Annotated in this window: 14 protein-coding genes and 1 pseudogene; 1 reads left to right on the forward strand and 14 read right to left on the reverse strand. The window is 32.5% G+C overall.

Features of this window, described 5'->3' with window-relative positions:
- Positions 1 to 52: 52 nt before the first annotated feature.
- The 4 genes from hutU to COI44_RS19550 all read right to left on the reverse strand — a co-directional run bounded on the left by hutU (position 53) and on the right by COI44_RS19550 (position 4,446).
- A complete protein-coding gene (gene hutU / locus COI44_RS19535) occupies positions 53 to 1,711 on the reverse strand; it encodes a urocanate hydratase (RefSeq protein ID WP_098429426.1) in 1,659 nt (552 codons plus the stop codon).
- 17 nt (positions 1,712 to 1,728) lie between these two features.
- On the reverse strand, positions 1,729 to 3,237 hold the full coding sequence (gene hutH, locus COI44_RS19540) for a histidine ammonia-lyase (RefSeq protein ID WP_098429427.1): 1,509 nt from the start codon (positions 3,235 to 3,237) through the stop codon (positions 1,729 to 1,731).
- Positions 3,238 to 3,342: 105 nt separating this feature from the next.
- Positions 3,343 to 3,774 carry a histidine utilization transcription antiterminator HutP gene (gene hutP / locus COI44_RS19545; protein ID WP_098429428.1) on the reverse strand — a complete coding sequence of 144 codons (432 nt, stop codon included), beginning with the start codon at positions 3,772 to 3,774 and terminating at the stop codon, positions 3,343 to 3,345.
- Between the two features lie 237 nt (positions 3,775 to 4,011).
- Positions 4,012 to 4,446, reverse strand: a complete 435-nt coding sequence (locus tag COI44_RS19550) for a VOC family protein (RefSeq protein ID WP_098429429.1) — start codon at positions 4,444 to 4,446, stop codon at positions 4,012 to 4,014.
- A gap of 338 nt (positions 4,447 to 4,784) precedes the next feature.
- Here COI44_RS19550 and COI44_RS19555 point away from each other — a divergent pair, with 338 nt between their 5' ends.
- A complete protein-coding gene (locus COI44_RS19555) occupies positions 4,785 to 5,732 on the forward strand; it encodes a glycine-rich domain-containing protein (protein WP_098429430.1) in 948 nt (315 codons plus the stop codon).
- A 105-nt stretch (positions 5,733 to 5,837) separates the two neighbouring features.
- On the opposite strand, the gene COI44_RS19560 is transcribed toward COI44_RS19555, so the two are convergent.
- The 10 genes and pseudogenes from COI44_RS19560 to COI44_RS19600 all read right to left on the reverse strand — a co-directional run bounded on the left by COI44_RS19560 (position 5,838) and on the right by COI44_RS19600 (position 13,237).
- The gene (locus COI44_RS19560; RefSeq protein ID WP_098429431.1) at positions 5,838 to 6,248 is read right to left on the reverse strand and encodes a phosphate-starvation-inducible protein PsiE; all 411 of its coding nucleotides are present in this window, start codon (positions 6,246 to 6,248) and stop codon (positions 5,838 to 5,840) included.
- Between the two features lie 78 nt (positions 6,249 to 6,326).
- The gene (locus tag COI44_RS19565; protein WP_098429432.1) at positions 6,327 to 6,671 is read right to left on the reverse strand and encodes a Na-translocating system protein MpsC family protein; all 345 of its coding nucleotides are present in this window, start codon (positions 6,669 to 6,671) and stop codon (positions 6,327 to 6,329) included.
- Between the two features lie 390 nt (positions 6,672 to 7,061).
- A complete protein-coding gene (locus tag COI44_RS19570; protein ID WP_098429433.1) occupies positions 7,062 to 7,796 on the reverse strand; it encodes an SIMPL domain-containing protein in 735 nt (244 codons plus the stop codon).
- Positions 7,797 to 7,972: 176 nt separating this feature from the next.
- Entirely contained in the window at positions 7,973 to 8,113 is a 141-nt protein-coding gene (locus COI44_RS24295) for a hypothetical protein (RefSeq protein WP_179887193.1), read from the reverse strand.
- Positions 8,114 to 8,326: 213 nt separating this feature from the next.
- Positions 8,327 to 9,298, reverse strand: a complete 972-nt coding sequence (locus COI44_RS19575; protein WP_098429434.1) for a DUF4822 domain-containing protein — start codon at positions 9,296 to 9,298, stop codon at positions 8,327 to 8,329.
- 75 nt (positions 9,299 to 9,373) lie between these two features.
- Positions 9,374 to 10,048, reverse strand: a complete 675-nt coding sequence (locus COI44_RS19580) for an ankyrin repeat domain-containing protein (protein WP_098429435.1) — start codon at positions 10,046 to 10,048, stop codon at positions 9,374 to 9,376.
- A gap of 313 nt (positions 10,049 to 10,361) precedes the next feature.
- Positions 10,362 to 10,508: pseudogene (locus COI44_RS24975) on the reverse strand (DUF7660 family protein).
- A gap of 253 nt (positions 10,509 to 10,761) precedes the next feature.
- The gene (locus COI44_RS19590) at positions 10,762 to 10,959 is read right to left on the reverse strand and encodes a hypothetical protein (protein ID WP_098429436.1); all 198 of its coding nucleotides are present in this window, start codon (positions 10,957 to 10,959) and stop codon (positions 10,762 to 10,764) included.
- A gap of 146 nt (positions 10,960 to 11,105) precedes the next feature.
- A complete protein-coding gene (locus COI44_RS19595) occupies positions 11,106 to 11,792 on the reverse strand; it encodes a response regulator transcription factor (protein ID WP_098429437.1) in 687 nt (228 codons plus the stop codon).
- Positions 11,789 to 13,237, reverse strand: a complete 1,449-nt coding sequence (locus tag COI44_RS19600) for a sensor histidine kinase (RefSeq protein WP_098429438.1) — start codon at positions 13,235 to 13,237, stop codon at positions 11,789 to 11,791. The genes COI44_RS19595 and COI44_RS19600 overlap by 4 nt, the downstream gene beginning before the upstream one ends.
- Positions 13,238 to 13,308 lie beyond the last annotated feature (71 nt).

Genomic DNA, 13,308 nt, shown 5'->3' on the forward strand with positions numbered 1-13,308 from the left:
TTAATAATTGACCAATATTTGTTAATAGAATATCTGCTTTCAATTCTAACACCTACTTCATCATTGGGATGTTTACGCCTTTTGCTTTCGCAGTTTCAACAGCTAAATCATAACCTGCATCAACGTGACGAACTACACCCATTCCTGGATCTGAAGTTAATACTCTTTCAATACGTTTTGCAGCTGCATCAGTACCGTCAGCAACGATTACCATACCAGCATGTAAAGAGTAACCCATACCTACTCCACCACCGTGGTGTACACTTACCCAGCTTGCGCCATTTACACCATTAATAAGTGCATTTAGAATTGGCCAGTCAGCTACTGCATCACTACCATCTTTCATACTTTCTGTTTCACGATTTGGAGATGCTACTGATCCACAATCTAAGTGGTCACGACCGATTACGATTGGAGCTTTTAATTCGCCATTTTTAACCATTTCGTTAATGATTTTACCGAATTTAGCACGCTCACCGTAACCTAACCAACAAATACGTGATGGTAAACCTTGGAACGCAACCTTTTCACGAGCCATACGGATCCAGTTACATAAATGCTCGTTATCAGCAAATTCACGTAAAATTACTTCGTCTGTTTTGTAAATATCTTCTGGATCACCAGAAAGTGCTACCCAACGGAAAGGACCTTTACCTTCACAGAATAATGGACGAATAAATGCAGGTACGAAACCTGGGAAATCAAATGCATTTTTAACGCCTTCATCTAAAGCAACTTGACGAATATTATTACCGTAATCAAATGCTAGTGCACCACGTTGTTGCATCGCTAAAATTGCTTCAACATGAACTGCCATACTATGTTTTGCACGTTTAATTACTTCATCTGGATTTAGGGCACGAAGTTTCTTTCCTTCTTCCATTGTCATTCCGATCGGTAAATAACCATTTAATGGATCATGTGCTGAAGTTTGGTCAGTAATTAAATCAGGTACAAAATTACGTTCAACTAATTGAGGTAAAATTTCAGCAGCGTTACCTACTAAGCCGATTGCTAAAGCTCTTCCTTCGTTTTTAGCTTCAGTAGCAAGTTGTAATGCTTCCTCTAAATCGTGAGTTAACACGTCACAATATCTAGTGTCAATACGACGTTGAATTCTAGTTTCATCTACATCAATACCGATTACAACTCCACCATTCATAGTTACAGCTAGAGGTTGAGCTCCACCCATACCACCAAGACCTGCAGTAATTGTAATTGTACCTTTTAAGCTTCCACCGAAATGTTGTTTAGCAGCTTCACCAAATGTTTCATAAGTACCTTGTAAGATTCCTTGTGTACCGATGTAAATCCAGCTACCAGCAGTCATTTGACCGTACATCATTAAACCTTTTTCATCTAATTCACGGAAGTGTTCCCAAGTTGCCCATTTTGGAACTAAGTTTGAGTTTGCTAATAAAACTCGTGGTGCATCTTCGTGAGATTTAAATACTGCAACTGGTTTGCCTGATTGAACTAATAATGTTTCATCGCTCTCTAATTTCTTTAATGATTCAATAATTGCATCAAAGCTTTCCCAGTTTCTTGCTGCTTTACCGATTCCACCGTATACAACTAAATCTTCTGGTCTTTCTGCTACTTCTTCGTCTAAGTTGTTTAATAACATACGAAGTGCTGCTTCTTGAATCCAACCTTTAGTGTTTAATTCAGTACCTCTTGGCGCTTTTAAAGATCCTTTTGTGATTTCCATTTTATTTCCACCTCTTCTTATATTTGTGTTTGTTTTGTATAGTTTTTTGCTATGAAATTTTCTTTTAAATAAGTTGTTAATTTTTCAATGTCTTTTGAGAATACGCGATCTCTAGTAATTGATGGAACTGTTTTACGAGCATCTTCCATAAATTTTCTAGTTGTTTCAGACATTTTGTCAATTCCTTTATATTCAACACCTTGCATTGCACAAATACATTCGATTGCTAAAACTCTTCTAGCGTTTTGTAGAATTTGGTAAGCATGACGTGCACCGATTGTACCCATACTTACATGGTCTTCTTGGTTTGCTGAAGATGGAATTGAATCAACACTTGCTGGATGTGCTAATGTTTTATTTTCAGAAACTAAAGCAGCCGCCACATATTGCATAATCATTGCACCAGACTGTAATCCTGGTTCTGGACTTAAAAATGGTGGTAGATCATTTAATTGTGGGTTAACTAAACGCTCAATACGTCTTTCTGAAATATTCGCTAACTCAGCAACACCTAATTTAAAGAAGTCCATTGCAAATGCGATTGGTTGACCATGGAAATTCCCACCAGAGAATACATCATCACCGAATAATAATGGATTATCAGTAGCTGCATTCATTTCGATTTCTAATTTTTCTTTTGCATAGTTCAGAACTTGCCAGCTTGCTCCATGAACTTGAGGGATACATCTTAATGTATAAGCGTCTTGAACTCGGATTTCACCTTGTCTTGTTGTTAATTGACTTGTTGCTAAAATATTGCGGTAACGTTCTGCTACTTCAATTTGTTCTTTATATCCACGAGCAATATGAATTCTTTCATCAAAAACATCTGTAATACCATTTAATGCTTCAAATGTAATAGAAGAAATTAATTCACTTTGATAAGCTAATTCTTCACCTTCAAGATAAGTAAGAACGCCCATTGCTGTCATTGCTTGAGTACCATTAATTAAAGCTAAACCTTCTTTAGCTTCTAGAGTAATTGGTAAAATTCCTTCTTTTGCAAGAGCTTCTGCTGTTTCCATACGTTTTCCTTTATAGAAAACTTCACCTTCACCAAGTAAAACTAGCGCTAAGTGAGATAAAGGAGCTAAGTCTCCACTTGCACCTAATGATCCTTGAGATGGGATAACTGGGTGAATTTGAGCATTAATTAATGAAAGTAATTTTTCAACTACTACTAAACGTACACCAGAATGACCTTTTAACATTGTATTTGCACGAAGTACTAACATCGCTCTTGAAACTAATTCAGGGAAAGGTTCACCAACACCACATGCATGTGAAGCTATTAAGTTATATTGAAGTGTTGAAACATTTTCTTTTTCAATTAATACATCACTAAATTTTCCGAAACCTGTTGTGATACCATAAACGACTTTACCATTATTTACGATTTCTTCAACCTTTTCTCTACATGCTTTTACTGCTACTAAGCTCTCTTCTCCTGCTTTTACATATGCCTTATCGAATAAAATACTTTTCATTTGTTCCATTGTTAAGCTATTACCAGTTAAAGTTACCATTAAAAACACCTCCGAATTTTGTAAAAAAAACACAGAAAGAGGCTATGAGACGTAAATAGTAATTTACGAATCATAGCCCCCTATCATCTAATAAACTATGGGCGATTATATGTGATTAATGCCGAGTCCTGCTGATTCATGCTCCGATCCTTTAATTGGAGCACCAATCGTTCCGTATAGTGCAACTGCTATCCAGTCGCCCTCGTTCACGTTTTTATAAGGCTTTCCTCTAACAACAGCAAATCTCAGTCCTACTGTTCTAAGAACATCACCTAATTGAAAATGACCTCTTGTTACGCCTTGAATTGCTTCAAGTGTTGCATGATATAATGAATGAACTTCTCTATATAGAGCTCCATTGATTACACCATTTTGTTTGGCAGCGGTTTCAATCGCAGCAACGACCTTTTGGGAATCCATTGTACCGACCTTGCCTACACACCATACAACGTTTTCATTTTTCATTAATTCTTCTTCATGATCGGTCAAAGCAAGCATCATAGCTGTTCGACCAATTCGTAGACTTTGCTCTGCCATATCGCTAATACCTCTTACTTACTTTCTCTAATAAACTAGTATCTGATTACATTATATGCCAACAATTAGTAAACTTCAATATATTCAGATTATTATTTTTAAAAAATATTTTTTATTAAAACTTGTTGCAATATTCAAAATATTCATGAGCAAATTATTATTTAAAAAAACTTGTCCATTTATCATCTTTTAATAATAAATTGTTGAATAACAGAAAAAGGGATCATTCGCCGATTATTAAGCTTTTTTTCTTAACACTAGCTGCCAAGTAACACCAAAACAATCAGTCACCCATGTAACCTTACTAAAATCATTCATTTCTATTGGCCCCATAAGTACTTTCCCATCACTCTTCAAGCCACCAAAAATTACATCAAACTCTTCATCGTCTTTGCATTCTAAATAAAAGGAAACAGCCCAAGTAAAATCAGGACAAGATTCTTTATCCATATCCAAAACCATAAAAGACTGCCCTAAAATTTCAATGATACCATTTAGAATTTTTCCTTCTACACCTCGGTCATCTTTCGAATATCTCCGAAGAGAAACGAGTTTTGAATTCGGAAAAGTACGAACATAATAGTTCATTGCTTCCTCCGCATTGCCACTAAACGTAAGAAACGGAGTAATCCTTTGCCCTGATACAACCGGTATTACTTGTTCTTGTGTCATCTTTAAAACCCTCCAAACAATTTGAAATTACCTCGTTTTAGAACTAGAAAAAACAGCTGTAAATCAGCTATTTCCGCTGGAGATTTAGCCTTTAATAAATCTAAATACAAATAGATTGTACCATATTTTTACATATCAAAAAACTTCGCAAGTAAATGAAAATATATGCGGAGTAAATAAAGAACGAGCAGACAATTAATGATGTTACCGGCAACCTTTTGCTCTTTCTCACAGAAACATATAGATATGTTAATCCTCAATTCAAGTATTTCCTAATCTTAACAATTTTCTTCTTTTGTTAATTTTTTAATTATATAATTGTATAAAAGGAGGTTTATATGAAAAAATTTTTCGGAAGAATTTTTAAAAGGAATTTAAATAATGATAATGCATACTATAATGATCTTTATAATCAGTTTAATACAAACAACCTAAAAGTAAAATCTAACTTCGCTAATTTATCGTTCGTTTCTAGACTAGAAAAAGCATGGAAAATGGATTTTCTAGCTAATGTTAAAGAAAGAGTTATGGAAAAAGAAGATTGGAGCAATGAAAAGTATTCCTTTATTGAAAGAGAATTAAAGCGCTTTTTCTTAATGGCAGCAATCTTTGAAAACGTTCCAATGTATAGTCAAGAAGTTGATAAAATCTGGCACGAAATGATTTTATTTACGAAAAGTTATCATAACTTCTGCAAGGCTTTTTGTGGTGAAATGATACACCATGAACCAAATGTTCATAAAGATGGTGCAACCATAGCCGATAGAAGCGATGCTAGGGCTGTTTATAATTTGTTATATAATACTTTGTTTGAAACGACATCTGTAAATACTTATGTCTTAGGAAATTTAGTTGTTAATTATAAAAACACTAAAGTTCAAGAATATTTATCGAACAAAACATTTCAAACAAAAAGTTTCGTTTCACATTTAAACTCACAAACTAAAAATAACTTTTTAAACGAGTTTGCTAGAATTCAAAAAAATTTAGTAGAAAAAGAAAATGAAGATGCAAGAACTAAATACCAATCACAAAAATCTTACCAAAGTTCAGCTAATCGTTCAGCTTCTAGCAAAAAATCAGATGATGGTCATATTAATTCAACATTTTTAGCTACAAATTCTTTTTTTGCATTAAATGAAAGTTCAAATGATTGTTCAAGCAAGAGTGATAGTCATCATCATAACTCGCACTCTTCATGCTCTAGTTCATCACATTCCTCATGTTCAAGTTCTCACTCTTCGTGTTCTAGTTCAAGTTGCTCAAGTTCTGGATGTTCAAGTTGATCCATTGATACTGTCATCCAAGTAAATTTACATTAACTCAACCTTAAGGTTGGGTTAAACTGCTTTATTTTTAGTAAACTTTTTCTACTCCTATTTAGGGTAGATTTATCCATTTCTCCTTTCCCCAAAAGGTAAAATAATATAGCTAATTGTAAGCACTAAAATAATAATTGCTAACCAAAAATTATGAGCCGATTCTCCATTATTTACAATGATAAAACGAATAGTAGCTGTAATCCCTATATATAGAAGATAGCGTATTGGAAAATGATAATTTTCTTTGAAATATTGAACAATAATTGATATAAATCCAAAATATAAGAAAAATATTAAAACTTTGCTAAATATCTGATGAACATTTTTATTTCCCAATAAAATATCGTTAAAAATATAATAAAGTTCTCTGAAAAGGAAATACGCAAGAATCAAGCTCAGTAATAATAAAGATATATTTAATAACATTTGATAAAGCTTGATCAACAATTTTCGATTTTTAAACCAACTCATTCCAAGCATTTGTCTCCTCCAGTTTTTTGTCCCTTATAAAAAGCTTTTTTAAATATAAATGATAAACACTAATCATTTTTGCTTCTTCTATATAATATTCCGATCGAATACAAAAACCGAAATGCCTATATTTTCTTTAACTTTCATATCTGAAAATAGATGGACTAATTTTGCACCTACAAGTTCCTCTAAACCTTCTGGTGGGTTATTTAAATATAATTCTTGAATCATTTTTGTTCGTGCAGTATGAACCATTTCTGCCCCGTTCATTGTTCCGGAAATAAATTTTTCAGTTGGAGTCAAATTACCATATAATGTTGAAATGGCCATGTTTTCAACAAACACCGTGTGAATCCGCTCTGGACCTTTTCCAAACAAATCTTTCCGAAGTTTTCTCATCAAATCATTAAATTCATGTATTTTTTTTGACATTACTTATTCGCCTCAATTTCAATTTTTTTAAATGTTATTGCTTATCTTTGCACAGTATTCTTTAACCTATTTACTCAGACGAGGAATATTACCTTTGTTTCTATTACATTTTCCACAAAATTACTTCACTTCCCACTTTTTTGAAAAAAAAATTCCACCAGGAAGACAATTAGCCGATTCATAGGCTTACTGTCTTTCTTGGTGGAATAGTTAATTAGCAAAAAATTTACTAAAATACCAATCCAATTTAAGTTAAATGAATTTAATAGATCCATAACAAATACATTATTATGTTTCCATATCATCCGGATTTATTATATCTCTAACTGTTTAAATTAACAATCATAATGTTAATTATATATATTTCTGTCTAATTCGAATTTTAAACATTTAATAATTTACATAATTAAACATTGCCTGTACTGAAGCAGTTATTTTTATTTGACCCTCTTGTATTGGCGTAGTTGGACCGCTGAATGCTGCTGCAGTCATTGTTAATGAGGACATCGGACGTACAACTTGAATTCCTTCTTCTGCTATCCAAATCGGTATGTTATTAATCGATAACCCTAAGGATTTCGCGATGTTTTCGGCATTCATTTTTGCATTTAAAGTGGCCTTTTGTAGTGCTTCTCCGTAATAAGGTTCGGGATTTGATACTTCGAATGTAAGATTCCGTACTTCATTTGCTCCATTTTCAACTGCAACGTCAATCACTTTCCCAACATTTGCAAGATCCTTTACGATAACTTTGAAAATATGACTCACCCGATATCCTTTAAAAATTTGCTGAGAATCTTGGTAATCAACAATTCGGTCGATTGTATACGAATTCGTTTCAATTTCATCTTGTTTAATTCCTATCCCTTTTAATGCTTCAATTATTTTATTCGAAATGATTGCATTCTCAGTTTGAGCCGTTTGTACTTTCATATCTTCTACTACCGATCCTAATAGTACAAACGATTGGTCGGGCTTTACTGATACTTCACCTTTTCCTGTTGCTTTAATCGTATAATTAGTATTCATATTGCGTGATTGGAAAGCACTTTGATATTGAGGGGTTGAATAATCATATCGCATACTTGTTAAGTTATAATTATTTAATGGATAAATCTTTCTCACATCCTTTTAAGATGAAAAATATTGTATTTATGCCCATTTATTGTATGTATTGAGGGGTTTTTCTGTGATTAGTTCGACTATTGTTATGAGTATATAATCAAAAAAGCTTGTATACTTCGGGAAAATCCCACTGTCTACAAGCTTTTGCAATTTATATTTACTCAATTATATACGGATTAACAATGATGTTTTCTCTCATCGTTTATTTTTGATTCTTCTTCATCCAAGATATCTTCATAGTCTTTTTGTTTCCCAATTTCTATTGATACTTCATATTCTGGTACACTGCCATTGTAATATGTAGAATTGCTTTCCATTTGAATTCCCCTTTTTAAATGATCGATTGGAAGTTGTCAGATAATAATTTCGTTTTAAATATGTGAAAATTAATCCACATTTTAATTAAACAAGATAATACCTTTCAATACTATTGGGGGAATTTTATCATTTCCATCTAAAAAAGACTGCTAAAAATACCAATAATTTAGCTAATTCTTGGTATGAGTACCTTTGAAATCAAGTATTGTTTATTAGAAACTAAACATTGGTTTAAAATCGCCTTTATAAGGTTCATGCTCAACAAATACAGTTATATCCTTGCCATCTTTGTCTTTACCTGTTCTTTTGTAAGTAAATTTATTATTATTAAGCTCAGTCAACTCAAGAACAGCACCATACTTATTTGTTCCGATTGAAACATGTGCTCTAATTTTATTTTCGTGGGCAATATCGAAATATCCATAGTCACCACGGCTTTTACCTGTTTCAAGATTGAAAAACTCATATTTATTAGTGTATCCATCAAATTTTGCAAGACTAATAAAATTCGTATTATATTTCGTTACGTCATTCCCTTGTTCATCCAATACTTTTGTACCATTCCAAAGTGTTCTACCTAAAATTCTATCACCATCAACGTTTTTTACAATCTCTCCTGTTTTAGAATCTAATTTTTTATCAGGATCTGTAAAAGAAAGCTGTTTTTCTTTATAAGGAACATGTTCAACATATACCTCTACATCATTACCTTTTGCATCTTTCCCCATTCTTTTATAAGTAAATACGTTTTTATTTAGTTTTGTCATATCGACTATAGCTTGGTAATTCATTGATTCAGAAATTAAAATTCGTTTTTTACCATCATTTGTAATAAAGAATGTTCCTTTATCACCACGACTTTGACCTGTTTTTGCATCAAAAAATTCGTATCTACCTGATTTTGCATCATATTTAGCAAGACCAATTAAATTTGCGTTCTCTTTTGTTAAGTCATGATGATTTTTATCATACACTCTTGTACCTTGCCAGTTTGTACTACTTAAAATATTAGCCATTACCTGCCCTTTTGTTAATTTGTTCTTTACTTTTTTTGGAGCTTTGTATACTCTTTCTTGCTGTTGTTTACCATGCTCTACTTGTGCGTTAGCAACAGTATTATAACCTGTTACTACTAGAGATACTCCGAGTAATATTGATGAAATTGTTTTTGTTTTTTTAATCATTTTAATTGTCTCCTCAAATTTTTATCGTTATTTATATAATCTCCAATTATTCTTACAATTGGTCATGAACTTTATTTATCTAGCACCTGCTTTTAGCAAAATCTCTTCAATCTCTTTAAACCCTCTCTCACGTGCATGCTGTAAAGGGCTAACTTTTTCACGATCAGACAAATTAACATCTGCTCCATTATCAATAAGGAATTGTACTGTTTGCTGTTGTTTATCATTTCCATCGTTCAAAATAATTGCTTCCAAAAGGGCCGTCCATCCTAAATTATTAACATGATTAACATCAATCTCAGTATTAGTTAGAAGTTCATTGACCACATCTACATATCCATGTTCTGAAGCGGGAATCAATGCTGTTCCACCATACCGGTTCGTAATTGTTGGGTCAGCACCAGCTTTTATTGTAAGTTTTAGAATATCAATAAAGCCTTCAGCACCAGCATATAAAAAGGGATTGTTTTTCATATGATCTCGTATATTCACATCTGCCCCTGCATCAATCAGTACTTTTGCAGTTTTGAAATCATTATGATAAGTTGCAATCATTGTGGCAGTTTGTCCATTAGAATTCTGTGCATTAATATTCGCACCATTCTCAATCAACTTCTTTACGAAATCAGTTTCTCCTCGGTTAGCTGCTAGAAATAATTGTTCGTTCACTTTTTCTTCCCCCTTAGCAAATGAGGCACATCCATTTAGCAAAAGTATGCAGCTGGTTATTACTGCAAGTAACTTCCACATAAAGTACAACGTCCTCCTTTTTCCATTACAAATCACCATAAATATAACGTTTTATTCCTGGGAAATTTTCCTCCAATCTTATTCATAAGTTAGACCATTGTCCGTCTGAAATCTATGTTAATCCTTAAATGAAAACTCCTTCTAAACAAATTATTAAAAAAGTATAAAATTTTTAATAATATTTCTTTATAGATTACTCTGGTGGTTTTTGAACAAAAAATGACTGTCCGATTAGACAGTCATAAATAATTACTTTACGATAAATATTGGTTAGGCCCACAATATATTGAACTAAAGGAAAGTTAGTTGTAGATTATTCATAAATACTCGAAGCATATAGAAGATCGGCAATTATTTTCCAAGTTGGTTGTTTTGGCAAAGTTTATTTGGTATTCAAATAATAACCATCCATATCATTTACCCAAGCTTCCATATCTTCTAAATAATTGTCGAGGGTTATATTCTCCCATTATTCTCTATTATTTTGTAAATCCTTCTCAAGTCGAAAATGAATTTAATTAAATCTTCACGACTTTTAACCCCATCAATTTTTTCTTGCAATTCCAACTTTAATCACACCTTTTCTTTAAATCTCACCATTTTGACACCTTATCCTACTCATCAATTCTGCTAGAAATTAAAAATGGAGCTGCTGTTCAGCTCCAAATATTATGTAACGATTGCATGCGTTTGTTAAACTAAGAATTTTCATATTACCATCCAATAAAATAAAAAAATAATCCTATTGCTATACTTAATAAAATTCCTCGTTTGTACAAGTACTTTTTGTGATGTTTTTCAAATTTAGTCCCGGATAAACCTTCTTGCACCTTGATCATTGAAAGTACTATAAACCAACCAAATACAATACTTCCCAATACATTAAACGTTAAATCAAATAGTAATTCCATTATTAGCTCCCCTATGATAAAAAACCTTGATTAAGTCAATTATATAATCCTTTTTCTTTTTAGCGTATCATTTTTCAAATTTCCCCTTAACAATGATTCTTATAAATAAAATAAACCGCCACTTTGTGACGGTTTTAAAACGTTATTTAAACATTAAATCGATATCCCGCTCCCCAAACTGTTTCCAAGAACTTAGGGTTTGCAGGGTCTCTTTCTATCTTTTCACGTAATCTACTAATATGGACAGTTACAGTTGAAACGTCTGCAGCTGATTCGAAGCCCCAAACCTTTTCATAAAGCTGTTCTTTACTTAATACTTGGTTCGGGTTCATTACAAAAAACACCATTAAATCAAATTCTTTTGTCGTAAATGGCACTTCTACTTCGTTAATAAAAACTTTACGAGCTGAACGGTCAATTGATATGCCATGAACGAAAATTGTTTTTGAAACGGTATGGTTACCTGCTAATCTTTCATATCGCGATAAATGTGCCTTTACTCTTGCGACAAGTTCACTTGGACTAAATGGTTTTGTAATGTAATCGTCCGCACCTAAACCAAGGCCTCTAATTTTATCAATATCCTCTTTTTTAGCAGATACAAATAAAATAGGAATGTTTTTTACTGCACGTATTTCTTTACAAATTTCAAAACCATTTTTTCCTGGTAGCATGATATCCAAAATGATTAAATCATAATTTCCTTTTAGTGCATGTTGAAGGCCTTCATCGCCATTATGTTGAATACCTACACGAAAATCATTTATTTCTAAATAATCTCTTTGTAGTTCTGCAATGCTTATATCATCTTCAATCAGTAATATTTCTTTCAATTTCTCTCACCTTTCTTTAAGGAAAAGAATATACTTGTCCCCTTACCAATCTCGCTAGTTGCCCAGATTTTCCCTCCGTGCTCTTCAACAATTTGTTTTGAGATTGCTAGTCCTAAACCACTACCGCCAGTTTGTGAATTTCTTGATTGTTCTGCACGGTAAAAACGTTCAAAAATAAATGGTAACGCAGCAGGTTCAATCCCTTGTCCATTATCTATGACTTCAACAATTACTTCACTTAACTGTTCATTTAATGAAAATGAAATTTTCTTTTCTTCTTTGTTCATATATTTCACACAATTGCTTACTAAGTTTGACAACACTCTTTTTAATTTCTCCCGATCCGCTGTAACATTGATTGATTCATTTGACTGATTAAATTCTATCTTGATGCCTTGCTGCAGTAAATCTAAATAAATTTCCTCTATATAGCTCCCTATATATTTATTCAACTCGACAGTTTCAAAATGAAATGGTTCCTTTTTTAAATCTAGCTTAGAAAATAAGAACAATTCATCGATTAATGAATCCATATCCTTTGCTTTAGAGTAAACTGTTGATAAATATTTTTCCATTTTCTCTGGAGTATTTGCTACACCATCTTTTATTCCTTCCACATATCCGATTATTGAAGTAATCGGTGTTTTCAAATCATGTGAAATATTGGATAATAGCTCTTTACGATTTTCCTCATATTGTATCTGTAGATTGATCGACTCTTTTAATTTGATTCTCATTTCCTCAAACGCTTTATTTAATACACCGATTTCATCATTTGAACTCGTATCAATTTCAAAATTCAAATCCCCAACTTTAATTTTTTCTGCTCCATTTTTAAGTTTTGAAATTGGGTTAATAATGCTTCGAGAAACTAAATAGTTTAGCATTCCGATTATCATAATAAATAAAAATAGCAATAAACCTAGTAAAATTGGAAAAAGATTACGAATAACCTCGGTATATGAGCTTGCCTTCTTTAAGACAAAAATACTCCCTTGGCTTTGATCTGGAAAATAAAAATCAAATTTCACATACGTAAAAAACAAATCATTCATTTTAATCGTATCGCGAGTATTAATATTCGTTTCCTCAAACCCAGGAAGCGCTTGTTCCAACACTTTTTTGTCTAACGACAGGGAACCGTACTCGATCTGTTTTCCCTTACGCACTACAATTCCGATATTCTTATGCTCAATACTTTTGATTTCCTTCTTATTAAGTAACTGCTTAGGATTATGTTTAGCAAGTAGCTTCAAATCAAGAAACACACTTTCTTCAACTGTAGTCAAAGGCTTTTGTACATAAGTCTTTTTGTAAAGATTTTCTACTGACTTTACGTCACCTGTTATTGCAAAAATGATTAAAAAACCTGCTGCCAATAATAATGTGATCGAAAAAAGAATCACCCCAATATAAGACAACAGAAACCTCATTTTAATTGACATTTATTTCACTCACTCGGTAATAAAATTTTATTTTGATTATCTTATTCTTAGCCATGATAGCTACTTTCGTA

Source organism: Bacillus sp. AFS088145 (assembly GCF_002564465.1).
GTDB lineage: Bacteria > Bacillota > Bacilli > Bacillales > Bacillaceae_G > Gottfriedia.